This is a genomic window from Alloalcanivorax sp. C16-2, assembly GCF_046507615.1.
Taxonomy (GTDB): domain Bacteria; phylum Pseudomonadota; class Gammaproteobacteria; order Pseudomonadales; family Alcanivoracaceae; genus Alloalcanivorax; species Alloalcanivorax marinus_A.
Genome location: NZ_JBKFTL010000001.1, coordinates 1,468,114 through 1,488,529 on the forward strand (window position 1 = coordinate 1,468,114; position 20,416 = coordinate 1,488,529).

General features: G+C 67.2%; 15 protein-coding genes. 4 read left to right on the forward strand and 11 right to left on the reverse strand.

Annotated features, from left to right (window positions below; genetic code table 11):
• Window positions 1–11 precede the first annotated feature (11 nt).
• A complete protein-coding gene (locus tag ACLD02_RS06905) occupies window positions 12–1,925 on the reverse strand; it encodes an ATP-binding cassette domain-containing protein (protein ID WP_410298635.1) in 1,914 nt (637 codons plus the stop codon).
• A 173-nt stretch (window positions 1,926–2,098) separates the two neighbouring features.
• Between ACLD02_RS06905 and ACLD02_RS06910 the strand changes: the two genes are divergently transcribed.
• From ACLD02_RS06910 to ACLD02_RS06925, 4 genes are all read left to right on the forward strand, one after another.
• A complete protein-coding gene (locus ACLD02_RS06910) occupies window positions 2,099–4,036 on the forward strand; it encodes a purple acid phosphatase family protein (RefSeq protein WP_203104755.1) in 1,938 nt (645 codons plus the stop codon).
• 126 nt (window positions 4,037–4,162) lie between these two features.
• Window positions 4,163–5,182: a phospholipase gene (locus tag ACLD02_RS06915; RefSeq protein ID WP_203104754.1), complete on the forward strand. Its 1,020-nt coding sequence runs from the start codon at window positions 4,163–4,165 to the stop codon at window positions 5,180–5,182.
• An 8-nt stretch (window positions 5,183–5,190) separates the two neighbouring features.
• Window positions 5,191–6,522, forward strand: a complete 1,332-nt coding sequence (locus tag ACLD02_RS06920; protein ID WP_410298277.1) for a peptidyl-prolyl cis-trans isomerase — start codon at window positions 5,191–5,193, stop codon at window positions 6,520–6,522.
• Window positions 6,519–7,112 (forward strand): hypothetical protein, encoded by a 594-nt coding sequence (locus tag ACLD02_RS06925; protein ID WP_410298278.1) that lies wholly within the window; start codon window positions 6,519–6,521, stop codon window positions 7,110–7,112. The genes ACLD02_RS06920 and ACLD02_RS06925 overlap by 4 nt, the downstream gene beginning before the upstream one ends.
• Before the next feature lie 113 nt (window positions 7,113–7,225).
• Here the strand turns inward: ACLD02_RS06925 and mscK are convergent, their stop codons facing one another.
• The 10 genes from mscK to ACLD02_RS06975 all read right to left on the reverse strand — a co-directional run bounded on the left by mscK (window position 7,226) and on the right by ACLD02_RS06975 (window position 20,340).
• Window positions 7,226–10,633, reverse strand: a complete 3,408-nt coding sequence (gene mscK / locus ACLD02_RS06930; protein WP_410298279.1) for a mechanosensitive channel MscK — start codon at window positions 10,631–10,633, stop codon at window positions 7,226–7,228.
• A 77-nt stretch (window positions 10,634–10,710) separates the two neighbouring features.
• Window positions 10,711–11,628: a PA2778 family cysteine peptidase gene (locus ACLD02_RS06935; protein ID WP_203104751.1), complete on the reverse strand. Its 918-nt coding sequence runs from the start codon at window positions 11,626–11,628 to the stop codon at window positions 10,711–10,713.
• Window positions 11,628–12,017, reverse strand: coding sequence for a PA2779 family protein (locus ACLD02_RS06940; RefSeq protein ID WP_203104750.1), 390 nt, complete (start codon window positions 12,015–12,017; stop codon window positions 11,628–11,630). The genes ACLD02_RS06935 and ACLD02_RS06940 overlap by 1 nt, the downstream gene beginning before the upstream one ends.
• A 33-nt stretch (window positions 12,018–12,050) precedes the next feature.
• Window positions 12,051–14,258, reverse strand: a complete 2,208-nt coding sequence (gene selD / locus ACLD02_RS06945) for a selenide, water dikinase SelD (protein ID WP_410298280.1) — start codon at window positions 14,256–14,258, stop codon at window positions 12,051–12,053.
• A gap of 90 nt (window positions 14,259–14,348) precedes the next feature.
• Complete coding sequence (locus ACLD02_RS06950) at window positions 14,349–15,851, reverse strand: PhnE/PtxC family ABC transporter permease (protein WP_410298281.1); 1,503 nt, start codon at window positions 15,849–15,851, stop codon at window positions 14,349–14,351.
• Window positions 15,848–16,510 carry an ATP-binding cassette domain-containing protein gene (locus ACLD02_RS06955; RefSeq protein ID WP_410298282.1) on the reverse strand — a complete coding sequence of 221 codons (663 nt, stop codon included), beginning with the start codon at window positions 16,508–16,510 and terminating at the stop codon, window positions 15,848–15,850. The genes ACLD02_RS06950 and ACLD02_RS06955 overlap by 4 nt, the downstream gene beginning before the upstream one ends.
• 2 nt (window positions 16,511–16,512) lie before the next feature.
• Window positions 16,513–17,415, reverse strand: a complete 903-nt coding sequence (locus ACLD02_RS06960; RefSeq protein WP_203104747.1) for a putative selenate ABC transporter substrate-binding protein — start codon at window positions 17,413–17,415, stop codon at window positions 16,513–16,515.
• A 121-nt stretch (window positions 17,416–17,536) separates the two neighbouring features.
• Complete coding sequence (mnmH, locus tag ACLD02_RS06965) at window positions 17,537–18,622, reverse strand: tRNA 2-selenouridine(34) synthase MnmH (RefSeq protein ID WP_410298283.1); 1,086 nt, start codon at window positions 18,620–18,622, stop codon at window positions 17,537–17,539.
• A 58-nt stretch (window positions 18,623–18,680) separates the two neighbouring features.
• Complete coding sequence (locus ACLD02_RS06970) at window positions 18,681–19,556, reverse strand: MaoC family dehydratase (RefSeq protein ID WP_203104745.1); 876 nt, start codon at window positions 19,554–19,556, stop codon at window positions 18,681–18,683.
• 130 nt (window positions 19,557–19,686) lie between these two features.
• Window positions 19,687–20,340, reverse strand: a complete 654-nt coding sequence (locus ACLD02_RS06975) for a TetR family transcriptional regulator (protein WP_203104744.1) — start codon at window positions 20,338–20,340, stop codon at window positions 19,687–19,689.
• Window positions 20,341–20,416: the final 76 nt, after the last annotated feature.

Sequence of the window (20,416 nt, forward strand, 5' to 3'; positions counted from 1 at the left end):
CACCGGGCCTGCTATGACGGTCGCTGGTCCAGTTCCTCCCAGCGGCCGTAGTGGTCGTTGAGCGCCTGCTCCAGCGTCTGCAACTGGCGCTGGGCGGCGGCGATGTCCTGCGCCGGCCCCTTGTAGAAGTCCGGGTCGGCGAGCCGCGCCTGGGCGGCGTCAAGCTCCGCCTCCAGGGCTTCGATCTTCTCGGGCAGCGCCTTCAGCTCGAGCTGTTCCTTGTAGGTCAGCTTACGGGCTCCGGCCTGTTCCGGCGCGGGCGCCGGCGTGTTTTTTACCTTGCTTTCCGTTTGCGGCGCGGCGGCGGGTTTGACGTTTTCCGTCGGCGCCGGTTCCGGACGCTGCCGTAGCCAGTCCTGGTAGCCGCCCACATAGACGCGGGGGTCACCGTCGCCCTCGAACACCAGGGTGGAGGTAACCACATTGTCGATGAATTCCCGGTCATGGCTGACCAGCAGCAGGGTGCCCTGGTAGTTCACCAGCTGTTCTTCCAGCAGCTCCAGGGTTTCCACGTCCAGGTCGTTGGTCGGTTCGTCCAGCACCAGCAGGTTGAATGGCCGGGTGAACAGCTTCGCCAGCAGCAGCCGGTTGCGCTCGCCGCCGGACAGCGAGCGCACCGGCTGGCGGGCCCGGGCCGGCTCGAACAGGAAATCCTGCAGGTAGCCCATGACGTGCTTCTTGCGACCGTTGATCTCCACCACGTCGGAGCCTTCCGCCAGGTTGTCGAGCACGCTCTTGTCGCCGTCCAGGGTGTCGCGCAGTTGGTCGAAGTAAGCCACCTGAAGCTGGGTGCCCGACTTTACCGTGCCCCGTTCCGGCTCGAGCCGGCCCAGCAGCAGGCGGATCAACGTGGACTTGCCACAGCCATTGGGGCCCAGCACACCGATGCGGTCGCCGCGCATCACGGTCAACGAGAAATCCTCCAGGATACGCTTGCCGCCCAGTTCGCAGGCCAGGTGCTCGGCCTCGATCACCACCTTGCCGGAGCTGTCGCCCTGCTGGATTTCCAGGCCCGCGGTGCCTTGGCGGTTGCGGCGCTGGGCGAACTGCTCGCGCAGGCTCTTGAGGGCGCGCACGCGGCCTTCGTTGCGGGTGCGCCGGGCCTTGATGCCCTGGCGTATCCAGCGCTCCTCCTGGCTCAGCTTCTTGTCGAACTCGGCGTTGGCGCGTTCCTCGTTGTCCAGCGCCGCCTGTTTGCCGGCCAGGTACTTGTCGTAGTCCCCGGGCCAGCTGGTCAGATGGCCCCGGTCCAGCTCGATGATGCGGGTCGCCAGCGCGCGGATGAAGGCGCGGTCGTGGGAGATGAACACCAGGGTCGCCGGGTAGCTTTTCAGGAAGCTCTCCAGCCAGCGGATGCTGTCCAGATCCAGGTGGTTGGTGGGCTCGTCGAGCAGCAGGATGTCCGGCTCGCGCACCAGGGCCCGGGCCAGCAGCACGCGGCGCTTCATGCCCCCGGAGAGGCCGGCGAAGGCCACCTCGCCGTCCAGCTTGAGCTTGGAGAGCACCGTCTCCACACGCTGGAACAGCTGCCAGGCGCCGCGTGCCTCGATCTGGTCGTTGAGCGATTCGAAGCGCGCCATGGCGTCTTCGTCGCCGTTGGCCAGGGCGCGGCTCAGGCGGTCGTGCTCGTTGAGCAGCTCGCCCAGCTCGCCGAGGCCACCGGCCACCATGTCATGGACGCTGTGATCCTGATCGTCCGGGACTTCCTGTTCCAGGCGCGCCACGGTCAGTTCGCGGGCGGTCTCAATCTGGCCATCGTCGGCCTGCTGCTCGCCGGTGAGCACCTTGAACAGGGTCGACTTGCCGGTGCCGTTGCGGCCCACCAGACACAGCCGCTCGCCGGGTTCGATGGCCAGGTTCACCTTGTCGAGCAAGGGTTGCTCGCCGTAATGGAGGTCGAGATCACGAAGGGTAATAAGAGGCATGTAATGGGCGCGATTCGCGGTCATTGGGAAAGCCGCCAGTGTAACACCTTGCGGGCCTTGAAGTGGTGCTGTGAACCGGCGCACGGAATCGCGGGGGCGTCATCGAATCTCAACGGTTCTGTCATGTGTCGCCTTCAGCATGTCCCGGTCTTTTATTTCCAGGAGAATGGATAATGCGCGGGTCGTTCTTGCCGGTTCTGATGGCGCTTTCGGGCGCCCTGGCTCTGTCTGGTTGCTCCGATGATGAGGAGCGCGTGGAGGTAATCACCGAGGTGCCGGTGGAGGTGAATCAGGAAAACCGCTTCATCACCGATCCTTTTCTGCAAATGCCCGATGCCGATTCCGTCCACGTGGTCTGGTTCACCAGCTTCGCCGGCAAGGCGCACACGCTTCATTATGGCGATGGCCGTAGCGCGGAGGCGGACACCTTCAAGATGTCGCGCATGATGGAGGACGCCTCCTCCAAGCAGTTTGGCAAGAGCTACGAAGGCATCACGGAGCGACCGGTGTACCGCCATGAAGCCATCGCCGCCGGGCTGGCGCCGGGGGAGCGCCTGGAATACCACGTATCCAGTACCGACGAAAACGGCCATACCCTTACCAGCGATAGCTTCTCGCTGGCGCCGGCGCCGGGGAAAAACCAGCCCTTGAAGATTCTGCTCACCTCCGATCTGCAACTGAAAAAGAACGCCGCCGCCAATTATCAGAAAGTGGTGGAGACCGTGGGCCGACCGGACGCGGTGTTCTTCGCCGGGGATCTGGTCAACGTGCCCGACCGTGCCTCCGAGTGGTTCGATCAGGCCTCCGACAACGCGCCCGCCTTCTTCCCAACCCTGCAGGGGCGCTATCAGGAATTCCTGCCCGGCTACCCCTACACCGGTGGTGAGATTCTGCAGCACGTTCCGCTGTTCGCCACCATTGGCAACCATGAGGTGATGGGCCGCTATACCCATGACGGTAGCGCCGACAGCGATTACACCCTCGGCGGCGCGTTCGGTGACCCGCAGCCGCGCTGGTACGCCGGCATCGCCTATGAGCAGCTCAAGGACGAGGTCAATCCCAGCGGCGACGCGGACATCAAAGCCCGCTGGATCGCAGACCATTCCCACAATCATGAAAGCTACCGGGAAATGTTCAGCTTCCCCGACGACGGTCCCGCCGGCGAGGATTATTACGCGGTGGCGTTCGGCGATGTGTTCCTGATCTCCATGAATGTCTCGCGGATCTGGCGATCCTGGAGCGTCAGCGGCACCGGCAATAGCAAGTTCGTGGAAACCCTGAGTGAACTGGAAAATCCGGAAGCCTGGGGGTTTGGCGAGTTCATCTTCGAGCGTTTCGACAAGGAGTCGGAACAGTACCGTTGGCTGCAAGAGGTGCTGCAAAGCGATGCCTTCAAGCAGGCCCGCTACAAGGTGGTCATGGCGCACCAGGGCGTATTCGGCCTCGGCGACAACACCGTGCCGGTGCTCGCCGAGCCGGTGATGCAGCTGGTGGAAGTCGAAAACGGCGAGGAAGTCATCACCGAACTGCCGTTCCCGATCAGCGCGGAGCAGTGGCAGCAGCAGGTGCGCCCGCGTCTGGATTCCGCCGCTCTCAGCGAAGTCCGTTATCAGTACCCCCTGGAAGAAGACGTCTGGTACCGCGACATCGAGCCACTGCTGATAGAAAACGGCGTCGATCTGGTACACATCGGCCACTCCCATCTTTGGAATCGCGCCGAGGTGGAAGGCATGCACTATCTGGAAAGCTCCAACGTGGGCAATAGCTACGGGGCTTACTACCAGGACAACACCGGCAACTACACCAAGGATGTGCGTTCCAGCGGCGCCGATTTCTGGGACGACGTGAAGGGTCCGAACCCGCGCTGGAGCATCGACGACTATGCTCCCAATGGCGATCCCCAGGGACGTGTCATGGCCCTGCCCAGTGAGTTCAGTCCGATGAGCTGGGAGAACGACAGCTATCCGGATTTGCCGTTCGTGGCCAGCAACGACCTTAGCGTGTTTTCCATTCTCGAAACCGACACCGGGCTGGTGAAAAGTTATGTGTTCGACCCCGCCGACCTGAACGGTGAGGTGCAATTGTTCGACCAGTTCTCGATCGTCAACTGAGGTGGCCGTCGCGCGGCCCGGAAGGGCCGCGTGAAGGCGGTTGTCGCGGATGAACAATTGAAGCGTGGACCGAATTACGCCTGTATAGGACGGGCATACCAAAAACAACATCCCAGGGAGGGAGTCATGAAACGGATGCTCATCGGTTTGCTGGCCGTGGCCTGTGTTTGCCCCACCGCCCAAGCCTTCAAGCAAGAGACCCATCGCCGTCTGGTGGAAGACGCGGTGGCCTACATGCAGGCCCATCCGCAGACCACCGGCTACGCCGACCTGCAGGCGGTGGCCAGCGCCGCCGGCTATACCGTGGCCCAGTTCGCCCAGGTGCTTGGTCAGAGCGCCTACGACGTGGACGACTTCCAGGACACCTATTTCTGCGGCGCCATCACCGGCGATTGCGTCTACGCACCGGTGTTCAACGCCGGCAGCTCGCTGGTCAACTACACCTCCTACTGGCACTTCCAGAATCACACCCGCGGGCCGGACGTGCACGGCAACGACCTGGGCGGTTACAACTACGACAAGCTCACCGTGTCCGGCGACATCGACAATCTGGCCGCCGCCTGGCTGGTGGGTGACTACATGGACGATGGCCCCGGCGGCATGACGGGCTGGTGGTCCAACGACGACTCCGAATACAACACCTACGGCATCACCGAGGCCAATTACCGGCAGGGCACCACCTCCTCGAAATCCATGTACGACGACTTCGAGGAAATGCCTTTCCAGCCGCTGGATAACCTGGCCCAGTACTGGTACGACCAGTTCCTGGCCAATCCCACCGCGCAGAGCCTGGGTTATGCGCTGCACGCCACCGACGTGGTGCAGCCGCACCATGTGTGGACCACCTCGGCGCTTAACCACAGCGGTTGGGAAGGCTGGGTGGCCGATTATTACGACAGCGAGGACCTCAACGACGAAACCCTGGTGACCCAGGCGCTGTCCAGCTTCACCGCCCCCGGCAGCGGTACCACGGATATCCGCCCGCTGCTCACCCAGGGCGGTGATATCGCCTACGCCAACGGAAGCCTGGTGCTGTCCAGCACCGACCATACCGATCGGGTACAGGTGGGCCGGGTGGTGGTGCCCCACGCCATCGCCATGGTGGTACACCTGCTGGGCCATGCCTCCGCGCAGTTGACCCAGTGACCGGGTGCTTGCGACACGCGCGCCGCCGGGGCCAGTTTCTGGCGGCGCTGTCGATGACCGCGCTGTCGATGACCGCGTTGCTGATGGCCACGCTGGCGAGCGCCACGCCAAGGGACGCGCGGGTGGTGGCGGAGGTGGACGGCGTCGCGCTGACCCGCCCGGTGCTGGACGTGTTTCTGGCGTCGGCGCGGATGCACGACCCCGCCGTGGAGCCGCTGCAGGTGCTGGAAAACCTGGTGGACATTCATCTGATGGGCGAGTGGTACCGGCAGAACCATGCCGCCGGAGCGGAGCCGGCCCGTGTGGGCTACAACCGCGCCACCCGCGTCGACCGGGATACCGCCGCCTTGATCCGGGTCGCCTATCGCGATGAGCTGGCGGCGGCGCTGACCGCCAGTGGCTGGGCCTCGCCACTGGACGCCTTGCAAGGGGAGCTGAACCTGGACCGCAAGGCCCTGAGGCCGATTCTCAGCGCCGATTCCGGGCTGCGCCAGACCCTCAACCCGGCCCAGCGCCGGGCGGCCCGGGCCTGGGTGGTGGCGGAATACCGCTTCCCCGCCGCCGGGCCCCGGCAACTGACCCTGGCCGATCTCTACGATGCCCAGAACATCGCCCTGAAAACCCGCTTCCATAACCTGGACACCCTGGCCATGGCGAATGCCGCCGATGACTGGGTGCGCCGCGCCTTCGTGCTGGACTGGTTCGAGCGGCGCTCGCCGCTGGAGGAGGAGGAACGGGCCTGGGTGCGGCAATTGGTGCTTGACCGCCTGGACCAGCGTGCCCTGATTCGCACCCTGGGGCTCAGCGACGACCCCCACGACGACAACACCCGGCTGCGGGAAGTGGCCGACGGCATTTCCGACAAGGAAATCCGCCGTTACTACCAACTGCACCGGGATCATTTCCGGCGCGTGGAGAAGGTGCGCGCGGCGCGTCTGTATCTTCCCACCCAGGCGCTCGCCGACGAAGCGCGGGCCCGCCTTGATGGCGGCGCCAGCCTGCCGGAACTGGCGGAGGCTTACGCGGACCAGGAAGGCGTGGTCTACCGGAAGCCGGCCTGGCTGGAGCGCGGTGACGGCGAGGATGCCTGGCTGGTCGGCTTCGCGTTCACGTTGCAACAGGGCGCGGTGTCGCCGCCGGCCCGGGTGCCGGGGCAGGCGCGTTGGGTGATCCTTCGGGTGGACCGGCGCCAGGAGGGCTTCCAGGCCGCCGACAGCGAGGCGGTGCGTTATCAGGCATCACGAGTGCTGGCCCGGGAGCGCCTTCAGGAGCGGTTACGCACCGGCCTGGCGCGGCGCCATGCGTCCGCTGGTGTGCGCTTTCACGCGGAGGCGCTGTGATACGCCTGGCGGTAGCGATGGCGGCGGCGCTGGCGGTGCTGGCGGCGGCGGCGATGTGGTGGCCCGGCGATCCGGCGCCGCCGCCGGCGGTGGCCGCGCCGGTCGCCGCCGACACGGCGGAGGGGCCGCCGCCCGTGTTGGCCCCGGCGGCGCCGGTGTTGGTCTCCGAAGTGCCTCCGGCGCCGTCGCCGGCGCCCTCCGATGCCAGGCCGGCGCCAGGGGTGGACGCGGTGATCGCGCCCCGGGTGCGGCCGGCGGCGGCGGAGTCGCTGCGGCGAGCACGTCGCGATGGCGATCCGCGTACTCCGCCGGTGGCTCCCCGGGAACCCCGGGTGCCCCCGCCCCAGGAGGTGCTCGACGACCCGGAGCTTTACAGCCGCTATGAGCAGGGGGAAAGAATGGCGGTGTACGCGTCCTTCATGGCCGCTTCCCAGCGGCGCATTGGCGAGCTGGAGGCACTGGTGGCCCAGGGGGAGCGGGACGGGCTGCCGCCGGAGCAACTGGCGGAGGGGCGGCGCAAGCTGGAAGGCTTGAAAGCCCGCCGCCAGGAATTGCTGTCCCGGTTCCCCGGGCTGGCGCCGACGGACTAACCCGCCTGGCCGGAGGGTTGCTTCAGTCGCGATCAACGGTGGTGCCACCAGCCATCGCGACTGAAGTCGCTCCTACAACAGCACCATCCAGGCTACGGAGCGGCGCTGGCGGCCTATTCCTCACCCTCGTCGCCGACGCCCTTGGGCGGCTCATCGCCGTCGTGGTAATGGCTCCGGGTGTTGCCGTAATGGCCACGGGTGTCGCCGCCCCTGCGCTGTTCGGCTTCGGCGGGTTCGCCGCCGGCTTCCAGTATCTTGACGTCGTCGGTGGTGGAGCGCAGGTGCACATCGATCTGGTTGAAGGCGATCTCCACGCCATGCTCCCGGCAGGCCGCGTCGATGGCCTTGTTGATCTCATCGGTGGCGAACAGGATGTCGCCGATTTCTCCCAGATAGACCCGCAACTCATGATCCAGGGTGCTGGCGCCGAAGGCCATGAACAGGATCAGCGGCTCTGGATCACTCAGCACCCGGGTGTTGTCCCTGGCCACCTTCTCAAGCAGGTCGTGGCAGACCTTGAGATCCGAGCCGTAGGCGAACCCCACTTTGATGGTAAGGCGGGTAATCGTGTCCGAGAGCGTCCAGTTGATCAGCCGCTCGGTGACGAACACCTTGTTGGGAATGACGATCTCCTTGCGGTCGAAGTCGATGATGGTGGTGGCGCGAATGCGGATGCGGCTCACCGTGCCGGACAGATTCTCGATGGTGATCACGTCGCCGATGCGGATCGGCCGTTCGAACAGGATAATGATGCCGGAAATGAAGTTGGCGAAAATCTCCTGCAGGCCGAAGCCCAGGCCCACGCCGAGGGCCGCCACCAGCCACTGCATCTTGCTCCAGGACAGCCCCAGTGAACCCAGGGCGACGATCACGCCGAGCACGATCACCAGATAGGAGAGCAGGGTGGTGACCGCGTAGCTTGACCCCTGGCGCAGGTTGAGCCGTGACAGCAGCAGCACTTCCAGCAGGCCGGGCAGGTTGGCCACCAGCATGAAGGTGCCGGCGCCGATGGCCAGCGAGGTGATCACGTCGCCCAGGCTGATCGGCGTGTTGGTGGCGTTCAGGCCGCTGCCCTCGGTGCTCTGCCAGAGCACGATGGTGTCGGTGTAGGAGAAGGCGTTGATGACATCCGCCCACACCCAGTACAGCAGCAGCCCGAACAGACCCAGCAGGGCCAGCCGGATCAGGCGCAGGGATTGCTGGTTGATCTGCTGCAGGTCGAGCTGGGGCTCCTCGACTTCCACGCCTTCCACGTTTTCCTTGGGCTCGGCGTCCCGCTCCGCCACGGCCCGTTTGTAGGCCAGGCGCTGGGCGGCCACCGCCAGGCCACGCACGGCGGTAGCGTCGAGCAGAATCCACAGCAGGGACAGATAGAAAGTGTCGATCATGCGTCCGGACAGACGCACGGCGGTGAAGTAATAGCCGGCCACGATCAGGGCCACCAGTATCAACGGCACGCCGGCGCACAGCACCACGGCGGCGCCGCGCAGGGTGCGGGAGTAGCGCCGGGCGCGGTAGGCCAGGGCGGCCCGGGACAGGGTCACACTGATCACCAGCAGACAGGCGACCATGGTCACCAGGCCAATGCGGTCGTTGCTGAGCTGGGCCGGCCATTCCTCGCCGAAGGCGATCACCAGGGTCATCGGTACCATGGTCAGGCCCACCACCAGCAGCCGCCGGCGCAGTACCAGGTTGCCTTCCGCCTGCCAGCGGAAATGGCGCTGGGCGATGCCCTTGGGCGCCAGCAGGCGGTAACAGAGCTCGAACACCATCCATAGCAGGGCGATCTTGGCCAGAGCCGCGCCCAGCACCGTGCTCAAGGTGCCCGGTTGCGTCCACAACCCCCACGCCAGAAGACCGATGGCCAGCGGTACCGGCGCGCTCACCAGGGTGGTGATCACGATGGCCGCTGGCGTGTGCCGCTGGCTGTCCCGTTTCAGAAAGCCGATGTCGCCATTGAGCGCGCGCAGACGGGCGCGCAGGCGCCGCCGCCACAGCCACAGCAGCCCGGCCAGCAGCAGGGGAAGGAACAGCCACGGCCACTTGTTCTTCATCAGTTCGGCGGCGTCGTCACCCAGCCGCGCCCAGGGGATGTCATGGACCTGATCGCGCACCTGAGTCGGGAAATCGCGTATCCAGGCGGGCAACGGCTGGGTGCTGGGCATCCAGAAGGTCTGCTCGGAAATGGTGTCGTGCAGATTTTCGGTGATCTTGCGTAGCTGCTCCTGGGACAGATTCAGCCGCACCAGAATGTTGAGCTTGCGGCCCAGCTCCTGGTCGAGCTGGTTGAGCAGTTCCAGGCGGCTGTCCGCCAGCCGGCGCAGGGCGTCGTCCAGTTGTTGCCGCTCGGCGGGCGGCAACTCATCCGTGTTCTCCACTTCCAGGGGCCGGCTTTCCAGTTCCTGCATGGCTTGGCGCAGGTCGAACTGGGCCAGGCGGGTATCGCTGATCAGTTTGTCCAGGCCTTCCTGGGGGTGATATTCCGGCAGGCTCTTCTGCTGCTCGTAGAGAATGCGCGAGAGCAGCAGGCTGCCGTCGAGCATGCGAATCTGATCGTTCACCGTGCTCGACAGCGAGCGCGCCCGGTCGAGCCGGGTCTCGGCGCTGATCACTTCGCGAATCAGGTCGTTGACGTCGTTGCTGGTCTGTTTGAGCTGGTCGCGCAGCTCGTCGTTGCGCTCGCGGGCCTGCTTGAGCCGGGGATGGTCGGCCAGCGCGGCGGGCAGGTCGGTCTCGTCGTCGCCGATTTCATTGCTGAGGCTTTGTTCGCGGCGCTCGTTGATCATCGGCTGCAGCACGTCCAGGCGCTTTTGAATCACCGCTTCCTGGGCTTCCAGCACCCGCTTGTTGAGCCGCGACAGTTCTTCCAGGGTGCTGGCCACGGACAATTCCTGGTTGCGCAGTTGAATGCGTGTTTCCAGGGTGGTCAGTTCGGTTTGCAGGCGGGTCTTCTCGGCGTCGTCCAGGTTTTCTTCCTGGCGGTTCAGTCGCTGGCGGATCTCATCCATGCGCGACAGGCTGTCGCTGATGGTGGTCTGTGCCCGTTCGGGCAGGGTCTGGGCGCGGGTCAGCTCGCTGCTGACCCGCGCCAGCGTTTGCTGATTCTGTTCCAGGGCGTCGAGCTGGTCGCTGAGTTCCTTGGCCAGGGCCGCCAGGGACAGGGATTGATAGCGCTGACGCCAGTCCTGCTGACGCTCGCGGCGGGCTTCGTCCAGGTCGTTGCCGAGGCGGGCGCGGCGGCGTGGCGCTTCGGCCTGCTGTTTCTTGAGCGCGTCGATCCGTTCCCGGTTGGCGTCGATTTCGCGGCGCAGTTCCAGGGTCTTTTCCAGGGTTTCCCGGTGTTCCGGATTATCCTGGCCGCTCTCGCCGTTCTGGCCGCCACCGTTGTTGTCGCCGCCGCCGTCGCCGGCCAGCTGTTTCTCCAGGTCGGCGATCCCGGGCAGGGTGAAATCAGCGGGGCTTTGCGCCAGAGCCGGGGTCGCCGCGTACAGCAGCCCCAGCAACAAGAGTCGAATCCACACAGGCGTTGTCTTCCGTCGTTTTTGCGCAGCTTAGGCGTTGTTCGCCTCAAATACGATAGCCGCCGACGGCGTCAGGGTCAGCATCCCGCGTCGCCGGTGATCTCCTTGACGCTGTCGGCGATGTTGTCGCTGTCCGGCGCCAGGGCCCGGGCCCGACATACCGCCTCGCGGGCGCCGGCCTGGTCGCCGGCGTCACGGCGCGCGTAGGCCAGGTTGTTCCAGGCCGGCGCCAGCTCCGGGGCCAGGGTCACGGTGCGTTCGTAGGCATCCAGCGCCTGATCCTGCTTTTGTGCCGCCCACAGGGCATTGGCCAGGCCAAAACGCAGGCGGCCATTGTCCGGGAAGCGGGCCACCGCCGCCCGCCAGTGCGCCAGGGCGTCCTGTTGCATTGGCGCCAGGGCGCGCAGCAGGGGTTCGGGCTTCACGCTGGCGGGCATTTCGCCGGGGGGCAACAACACGAAACCCCAGTACTCCGCCCGCGCCCAGGTGCGCAGGAAGCGGTTCCAATGGCTGCTGGTGGCTTCCTTGGTGCCACTGTGCAGCACGATGCGCTCGCCGCCATCGCGGTAGCCGATCACCACCGCGTAGTGCCACATGGGCCATTGCGGCAGGGCCAGGTTCTGCAGTACCAGCACCGGGTGGCCGGCCTGCACTTCCGCGAACAGGGCATCCGGGGATTGCACCGGGTAGGCGAGCAGGCCGCGGGCGCGACCGGCGGCCTTCAGTTCAATGCCCAGGGCGCCTTTGCGTTCCGGCAACCAGACCTCGTCCACCAGGGCCTCCTTGTCACCGGGCAGCCGATTCCATTGCAGCATCATGCCGAGGGCGGCGGGGCCGCACTGATAGGCGTCCTGGGCAATGAAAGGCACGTCCAGGTATTGCTGGGGAGGGTGTTCCGCCTCCTGGGGCGGGGGGACGGTCTGACAGGCCGCGAGCAGCAGGCCCAGCAGCAAGGCGGCGACCGGACGGCCGCCGCGCTTCAGGGGCAGGGGCATCACCCGATCGGATCGATGACCGGGAACACGTCGGTGGCGCCGAGCAGATCAAGCAGCACCAGGATCAGGATCACCGCCAGGATCACGCCCACCACGCCGCTGCCGGCGGGCATCTGGTCGGCCTTGGTGGCCAGTTGCTGCAGTTCGGAGTCGCTCAGGCGGCTCAGGCGCTGCTGCACGTCGTCGCGGGTAACGCCGTTTTCGGCGAGTACCTTGGCGGCGGCGTCCCGTTCCATGAAACGCATGACTTTCTGTTCCATGGCGGCGCGCTGTTCATTGGCGACCATGCCATCGGTGGTCACCATGGCGGCCTGGGCGGCGGGGACGAACAAGCCTTGGGTAATCAGCATGACGAGGGCGGTCAAGGCGCCCGTGATGGACTTCTTCATTGGCATCGCTCCACTTGAAATGATGGCCAAACACTAGCATGGGCCGTCGCCGTGCAACGTCAGGGTGGCGAAAGCTTTGTGATTTTTTACAGTCAGCTCACCGACTTGCGTGGCGTGCAGGCCATGGCGGCGCAGCGCGGCCAGCGCCGCCGCGGCGCGTTCCCGGTCGATGCTGAACAACAGTCCGCCACCGGTCTGAGGGTCGGTGAGCGCGGCCAGGCGCGGGTCGTCCTCGGCCACGCCCCGGTGCTCGCAGCGGGCCAGCACCTGATCGTTGGCCGGCTTCAGGGTGCTGACCACACCCGCCTCCACCAGCGCCAGGGTGCCGGGCAGCAGCGGGATCGCATCCAGGTCCAGGCGCGCGTCCACGGCGCTTTGCTCGCAGATCTCCAGCAAATGGCCGAGCAGGCCGAAGCCGGTCACGTCGGTGCAGGCGCCGGGGCGGGTATCGGTCAGCCCGGCCAGGGCGTCCCGCGCCGGGCCGTTGCCGGCCAGCATGGTGTCCAGGGTGGTATCCAGCCAGGGGCCATGGGCCTGGCCGCGCATCAGGCTGGCCAGTTGAATGCCGATGCCCAGCGGGCGGGTCAGGATCAGCGTCTGGCCGGCTTGGCCTCCGCTTTTGTGCCACAGCGCCGTTGGCGCGGCGGCGCCATTCACGGTGAAGCCGGCGGCCAGCTCCGGGCCCTCGATGGTATGGCCGCCCACCAGGGTGCAGCGGGCCCGGTTGAGTTCCGCCACGGCGCCGGCCATCAGCCGTTGCAGGTCACGGCCCTGCAGGCGCGGGTGATGACGTGGCAGGCTCACGGTGGCCAGGGCGGAATGGGGCGTGGCGTTCATGGCGTAGAGGTCGCTGAGGCTGTGCAGGGCGGCCACGCGACCGAACAGATAGGGCTCGTCGAGGAAGGCCGGCAAATAGTCCAGGGTCTGCACCAGCCGTTGCCCCGCCGGCCAGTTCAGTACGGCCGCGTCGTCGGCCTGGTGCAGGCCGGCTTCCACGCCTTCACGGGCGAACGGGCGCAGCGGCGCCAGGGCTTCGCTCAGGGCGCCGGCGCCAACCTTGGCGCCGCAACCGGCGCAGTACGGCGCGGAGTCCGCCGGCGCCGCCGTCATCGCCGGTAGCGGCTCATCGAAGCGGGCCATGAAGCGGCGGTCGATGCGGTCCTTCCAGCGCCACACCCAGGGGCCGGCCACGCCCGGTCCGACGCCCCGGCTGCCCACCGCGTCCTGGTCGCCGGCGGACAGCAAGGACAGGAAACGCTTCTGCGGGCGGTAGGTCCGCAACCGGCGGCCAGCGACGGCGGCGGCCAGGTTATGGGCCAGTGCACGGGCCTGGCGCACCGCGTACACCCCGGCCTTGGGCAGATCGCCGGGGAAGGCGGCGCAGTCGCCGGCGGCGAACACCCGCTCGTCGGCGGGGCTGCGCAGGTGTTCATTCACCCGCACGAAGCCGGAGCCGTCGCAGGGCAGGCCGCTGGCCGCCAGCCAGGGGGCGGCCTTGACCCCGGTGCACCAGAGCAGAAAGTCGTAATCCAGCGTGTCGTCGCCGAGGGTCAGGCGCCCCGCGTCCACCCGCTGTACCCGGGCATGGGTGCGCAGCCGCACGCCGGCGTCCGCCAGCCGCCGCGCCATGCGCAGCCGCACGCCGCGCGGGTAGCCGGGCAGCAGATCGCCGGCGGTAACCAGGCTGAGGCGCGCCGCCAGGCCCTGTTCGATCAGCGCCCGGGCCACCGCCAGCACCATCTCGGTGCCGCCGGCGCCGCCCCCCACCACGGTGATCGCCAGCTCGTCGGTGCGGTGGTCCAGATCGGCCAGCAGGGCCCGCCAGCGGCGATGAAAATCGCTGACCGGCTTCACCGGCACGGCGTGCTCGGCGGCGCCGGGCACCGTCTCCAGGTCCGGGGTGGCGCCCACGTCCAGGCTTAGCCAGTCGTATTCCAGGGTGCTGCCATCGTCCAGGGTCAGCCGCCGTGCCGCCGGGTCCAGCGCGGTGACCCGGGCGCGCACGAAGCGGGTGCCGGATGCCTGGCACAGCCGCCGCAGGTCCACGTGGGTTTCCTCCAACCGGTAGTGGCCGGCCACCAGGCCCGGCAGCATGCCGGAATAGGCCGCCAGGCTGTCCGGTGACACCAGCGTCAGGCGCAGCCCGGGTTCCGGCTTCATGGCCAGCATGCGCAGAGCCAGGGCATGACTGTGACCGCCGCCTACCATGACCAGATCCTGGTTCGCCACGGATGCCCTCATGATCGGGGGACTCCTCGGGGGCGGCGGGTAAGGCGGCGGACGGCAGGCTTCATGCGGGGTCCTTCAGCGTTTCGCAATGGTGGCATGGGTTCAACACAGCCTCCCTTCGCGGGCCAGGCGCAGGCGCGCCCGCAGGCGGCGGGAAAAGGCGTCCACGGCGAGGTTCAGGCACACCGTGGCGAGGATCAATACCAGGGTGCGGTCGAAACGGAACTCCGCCACGCTGGAGTCGATGTAGAACCCCAGGGTATGAATACCAAGAATACCCAGCACGGCGGTTTCGCGCATGATGATTTCCCAGCGGTACAGCAACAGCGCCAGGAAGGTGGGCGACAGCCGGGGCAGTACTTCGTAGGCATAGCGGTTGATGCCCCGGGCGCTATCGGCGCGCAGCCGCAGCCCCTCGCTGAAGCGGCCGGTGAGATGGCCGATGATGGCGCCGGTGTGCAGCGCCAGGGCGAGAATGCCGGGCAGCATGGACGGCCCCAGGATGATCAGCAGGAAGAACGCCAGGAAGAACTCCGGGGTGGTGCGCAGCACCACCAGCAGGCCGTGGCCCAGCCACCGGGTCAGCCGGTTACCGAACAGCGGCGAGCGCAGCGGAAACAACAGCAGCGCCAGCAGCGCGGTGAGCAGCAGCGCCGCCATGCCCAGCACCAGCGTGTTCCACAGGCCGGGGCCGACCTGCTCGCGCCACAGCATCCAGCCCCAGTCGCCCAGGGCCGCCCAGCCCTGATCCCGGGCCAGGGGTGCCGGCACCAGATCCTGGGTGACGAAGCGCACCAGGGTGGCCCAGTCGCCCTGGCTCAGCGGCGGCGCCCACAGCAGCGCGGCCAGCAGATAAACCGGCACCAGCCGGGCGCGCAACCACAGGCGCTGGGTCAGGATCAGGGCGAACAGCAGATACAGCAGGCCGGCGCCCTGGCTGTAATGGCCCTCCCGGAACGCGGTCTCCAGATGAAAGCCCAGGGTCGGCAGCCCGATGAAACCGAGAATCGCCGAAGCACGCAGTGCGCATTCCAGCCGGTAGGCGGTGTAGGCGCGGGCGTCGGCGGCGATCAGCGGCAAGCGGGCATAGAAGAAGGTGCTCAAACGCTGGCGCGCGAGGGGCAGGCTGGCCACCGGCGCCGGGTCCGCCTCCTCGAGCATTTCACCGAACACCTTGGCGAAGATGCCGGCGTAGGGCAGGGCGATGGCCAGCACCCCGGTGAGCGGCGACAGCCCCGCCACCTGCATCAGCAGCAATCCCCAGAACAGCTCATGAACGGCGCGCACCGAAGCGGCGGCGGCGCGCACCGCGCGCCGGTGCCAGAACAGCGCCAGCAGGAAGCCGGCGGCGGCGCCGAAGACCACGCCCTGGAAGGCGAACGCCAGCGTGTTGGCCAGGGCGCGGCCCAGCTCGCCGGCGCCCAGGCCATGCTCGCCCAGCAGGCGTGGCGCCAGGAAGCCCTGAGCGACGCGCAGCAGCTCGGCCCCCGGGGCGGTACGGGTCACCGCCAGATCGGCGCAGGCGAAGGCCACCAGGCCGGCCAGCAGTAGCCAGCCACTGGCGCGGCGCCAGCCGGCGGCGGTGGTGGCGGGGCGCTCGTTCATGGTCGGTACAGGGCGTCCAGGTCGGCCAGGGTGAGGCTGGCCGCCGGGGCGTCCAGTACCAGCTCGCCGTGGCGCAGGCCCAGCACGCGCTGGAAGCAGGCCAGGGCCAGGGCGCGATCGTGCATCGCCACCACGGCGGTGTCATGGGCGGCCAGGGCGTGTCGCATCAGCGCCAGCCCCTGGTGCTCATCCAGGTTGGAGACCGGCTCGTCGCCAAGCAGCACCGGCCTTTGAGTGTAGAGGGCGCGGCCCAGGGCGGTGCGCTGGGCCTGGCCGCCGGACAGCCGGTCGACGCTGGTGAACAGCTTGTCGGTAAGGCCCAGGCGCGCCGCCAGGGCGCCTACCTCGGCGCGGTCGGCGGCGCCGGGGCGCAGCAGGGCGCGCAGGTTGTGCCAGGTGCCGTGGCGGTGCAGGCCACCCATGTAGATGTTGTGGAACACGCTCAACATGGGCACCAGGGCCTGCTCCTGGGGGCACCAGGCGCACAGCGCCTCATGCTGGGCGCGCAGTGCCGCCAGCAGGGTGGATTTGCCGCTGCCGGAGGCGCCCAGCAGCGCCACGGTTTCGCCGCGCTGGATACTCAGGTCCAGGGCCGCGAACACGGTGGCGTCGCCGTGGCCCAGACGCGCGCCGTGGAACCGGAACAGGGCGTCGCTCACCGTCAGTCCAACAGGCCAATGGCCTCGGCGGTGTCCTCGATGGCCTGGTAGTCGTCGTTGGACGCCGGCACGAAACGCTGGCGCGGGAATGCCTCCAGCAGGGCCGGGTCGTCGATCGCCAGCAACGCCTCGGTGACCCGGTCGGTGAAGCCGTCACCGAAACGCTCGTCGAGGTCGCCGCGCACGGTCCAGTGGTAGTCCGGGTAGGGCGGTGTTTCCCAGATCACGCGTACCTGGTCGGTATCCACCTGGCCGTCCTTCAGTGCCCGCTCCCAGACCTTGTAGTTAAGCGCGCCGGTGGCGTAGGCGCCGCTCTGCACCAGGGCCAGGGTGCGGTTGTGATCGCCGCTGAAGCCGACCTTGCCGATCAACTCCTGGGGTGCCGCGCCGAACCGTTCGCGGAAGAAGTATTCCGGCATCAGGCGCCCGGAGGTGCTGCCCTTGGAGCCGAACGTGAACGACGGCTGCTCGGCGAAGGCGTCCGGCAGGGTATCGCCGGGTTCCAGGCCGGTGGCGGCATTGGCGATGAAGTAGGACTTGAAAGCGGTGTCCTCCTGGCCCTGGGCGATGGCCCGGGAGCCGGGCACGAGGCGCCGGGCCTGGACACCGGACAGGCCGCCGAACCAGGCCATTTGTACCTGGTCGTTGCGGAACGCGGTGACCGCCGCCGGGTAGGATTTCACCGGTACGTAGGTCACCGGTACCCCCAGGGTTTCTTCCAGGTAGTCGGCCACCTGGCCGAAGCGCTTCTCGAGCTGGGATTCATCCTGGTCGGGAATCGCGGTGAAGGTGAAGGTGGGGGCCTGCTCGGCGGGGCCGCAGGCGGTGAGCAGCAAGGTCGCGCCGGCGGCGGCCACCAGGGTGCGGACAGCCCGCGCGGCGCGGGTTGCAATCAGCAAGGGCATGATCGTCTCCGTTCAATGGGGAGTCGGGCCGGACCGTTATCAATGCCCGCCGCTGGTCCGGTCAGCGCGGCGGGCAATGTCGCTATCGTGGCTGAAGCGGCTCCTGCCGCGTTCGCGGGTGTCAGCGCAGGAACGCCAACACTTCCTCCCGCGTGCCCCGGAACAGGATTTCGCCATCCCGGTGCTTGCTCATCATGTAGTCATACATGGGATCGTAGTAGCCCGCCAGCAGCTCGCGAATCCAGTCCCGGTGGGCGTCGTTGTCGCCGTGCCGGCGCTGCCGCTCCAGGGCGCGCGCCAGCTGGCCGCGCAGTTGCCGGTGGCGGTCGCCACCCAGGCGGCTCTGGATGCGATCCATGGCCGCCAGCAACTCCTCGGCGAGCCGCTCGAAGCCATGGGCCGGGCCGTAATGGCGGCGGTATTCATCCAGCGGGCCGATCACGTAATCCTCCAGGGTCACCTGGACGCGGGCCTCCAGGGGCTCCTCGATCAGCACCCGGGGCGCCGTCTTCAGGCGGGCCTGCAGGGCCAGCGGCAAAAAGCAGCGACCGATCAGCTTGCTTTCATCCTCGACCACCACCGTGGGCACGCCCCGTTCCGCCAGGCCGAGCAGGTCGATGGCGAGGCGGTTCTCGAAGTCGATCTGTGAAGGCTGCCCGCCCGGACGGCGGCCGAAGGCGGAGCCGCGATGGTGGGCCAGACCCTCCAGGTCCAGGGCGTTGCCCAACCGACCAATAACCCGGGTCTTGGCGCAGCCGGTGCGCCCGCCCAACACCCACAGCGGCAGGCGTTGCAGATTGGCATCCAGGCTTTCGAGCAGGAACCGGCGCATGGCTTTGTAGCCGCCCACCACCAGGGGGACCGTCACCCCTTCGGTGGCGAGCCAGGCCTGGGTGGTGTGGCTGCGCAGGCCGCCGCGGAAACAATACAGGTAGCCGTTCGGATGCGCCGCGTGCCACTGGCGCCAGGCTTTCAGCCGGTCGCGTTTGACGCGACCGCTGACCAGTTCGTTGCCGAGATCGATGGCGGCCTGCTGGCCGGCCTGTTTGTAGCGAATGCCGACCCGGTGGCGTTCCCGGTCGTCAAGGAGGGGCAGATTGGTGGCGCCGGGAAAGGCGCCCTTGGTGAATTCCACCGGCGCGCGCACGTCCAGCAAAGGCGTGCGGGTCAGGAAAAGGGCGCGGTAGTCTCGGGTGTCGTCGGCCATGACGCCAGGTTCCTGCAACAGCGGCGCGGGGCGGGAAGCCGGCGCGCCGGGGTGCCGGTCAGTCGCCCAGCAGGCGCAACTGGCCGGTCAGGTGGGGTTTGATCCCGTCCCGGGCCAGTACCCGGAAATCCAGGCCGCCGTCCACGTCCCGTTGCTCGAACTTGACGGTGGCGGGGATGAACATGGGCAGCTTGAACTGCACGTCCACGCGGAACGCCTCCTCCGGCAGTTGCCGCTGGAGCTGGCCCAGGGCGCGGGCCTTGGACCACATGCCGTGGGCGATCTGGCGCTTGAAGCCGAACAGCCGGGCGGTCAGCGGGTACAGATGGATCGGATTGCGGTCGCCGGACACGGCGCCGTAGCGGCGGCCGGTGTTGCCAGGCACCTTCCACTCGATGGTGTCGGTGGCCGGCGCCGGTTCGCCGGAGCCTTTCTTCTCTTCCTTGCGACCGTGGCCGCCGCCCCGGAAGAAGTTGATCGATTCGCTGGACCAGACCCGCTCGCCGGCGGTGCTCACCACGGTGAAGATGGAAAACTCCCAGCCTTTTTCCACCTGATTGAGGTTGCCCAGGGAGCATTTGATATTGAGCTGTTCGCGTTCCGCGATGGGGCGGTACTGGGTGATGCGGTTGCGTACATGCACCAGCCCCATGGCCGGGAACGGGAACCCTTGTTCCATCATCAGCGCCATGTGCAGCGGGAAGGCGTGGATGTGCGGGTAGGTCACCGGCAGACGGCCATCGGCGCTGAAACCGCACACCTTGCGGTAGGCCTTCAGGTGCTTGCTGTCCAGGCCCACGTCGTTGAGACGCAGCCCCACGTTCGGCAGGGTCGGGCTGCTGCCCGGCTTGACACCGGCGCGCAGCACCGCCTTGGCGAAATTCACCGGCATCGCCGGCGCGTGGCGCAGTTCGCGGAAGTGGACTTCACTCATAGCAGCGTCCTTGATCCTGTACAAAAAACGGTCCGTAAAGCGTGGGGACAGTATAGGGAGGGCGCCGAAGTGCCTGATTGGCCGTTCCGCCTGAAAGGTTGCTGGAAGAGCCTATTTGCGCGGCCCCGGTTCAGGCCGGCGCGCCGGCCTCCGAACGCCACTGGGCAACGCCAAAATAGATCAGGCGCACCTGCTTTTCCGCCAGGATCAGCATTTCCTGCTGGCCGGCTTCGTCGTCTTCGTCCAGTTCCAGCATCTCCTGGGTCAAGGCCACCACGCTGTTGACCACCAGCGAGGCCATCATTTGCAGGTCCTCGGCATTCACCTGCACCAGGAACGGGAACCGCGCCATGTCCATGGCCAGCTCGCTGACGAACAGGCGGATTTCCCGGCGAATCGCCTGGCGCATGGTGGCGGAGCCGCCATACAGCTCCTTGGACACGAACAGAAAGTGGGTGCGGTTATTACGCACGTAGGTGAAGAAGGTCTCCATGGAGCCGCGAATCATGCGCTCATTGGGCAGTTCCTGCTGGCGCACCTCGCGCATCATCTGGCGCAGGGTACGGAACGATTCATCGAGCAGGGTCAGGCCGAGGGCGCTCATGTCCGGGAAATGCCGGTAGAAGGCGGTGGGCACCACGCCGGCGCGCTTGGTTACCTCGCGCAGGCTCAGCGACGAAAAAGGCGCCTTCTTCGCCACCAGGTCCAGGGCCGCGTCCATGAGCGCCTGACGCGTACGTCCCCGCTTGGGCCGTCGCCCGCGGGCCGGCGTTTCTCTGCTCATGGTTTTGCTCCCCGTTGGTGATTTGTTATCGCTGATTGTTTAGCCATGTTATTCAAGTTTCTCTCCCGGATACATA

Coding starts and splice junctions, on each gene's coding strand:
- ACLD02_RS06905 (WP_410298635.1), bottom strand. CDS start 1,925: ATGCCTCTTATTACCCTTCGTGATCTCGACCTCCATTACGGCGAGCAA.
- ACLD02_RS06910 (WP_203104755.1), top strand. CDS start 2,099: ATGCGCGGGTCGTTCTTGCCGGTTCTGATGGCGCTTTCGGGCGCCCTG.
- ACLD02_RS06915 (WP_203104754.1), top strand. CDS start 4,163: ATGAAACGGATGCTCATCGGTTTGCTGGCCGTGGCCTGTGTTTGCCCC.
- ACLD02_RS06935 (WP_203104751.1), bottom strand. CDS start 11,628: ATGCCCCTGCCCCTGAAGCGCGGCGGCCGTCCGGTCGCCGCCTTGCTG.
- ACLD02_RS06940 (WP_203104750.1), bottom strand. CDS start 12,017: ATGAAGAAGTCCATCACGGGCGCCTTGACCGCCCTCGTCATGCTGATT.
- selD (WP_410298280.1), bottom strand. CDS start 14,258: ATGAGGGCATCCGTGGCGAACCAGGATCTGGTCATGGTAGGCGGCGGT.
- ACLD02_RS06950 (WP_410298281.1), bottom strand. CDS start 15,851: ATGAACGAGCGCCCCGCCACCACCGCCGCCGGCTGGCGCCGCGCCAGT.
- ACLD02_RS06960 (WP_203104747.1), bottom strand. CDS start 17,415: ATGCCCTTGCTGATTGCAACCCGCGCCGCGCGGGCTGTCCGCACCCTG.
- mnmH (WP_410298283.1), bottom strand. CDS start 18,622: ATGGCCGACGACACCCGAGACTACCGCGCCCTTTTCCTGACCCGCACG.
- ACLD02_RS06970 (WP_203104745.1), bottom strand. CDS start 19,556: ATGAGTGAAGTCCACTTCCGCGAACTGCGCCACGCGCCGGCGATGCCG.
- ACLD02_RS06975 (WP_203104744.1), bottom strand. CDS start 20,340: ATGAGCAGAGAAACGCCGGCCCGCGGGCGACGGCCCAAGCGGGGACGT.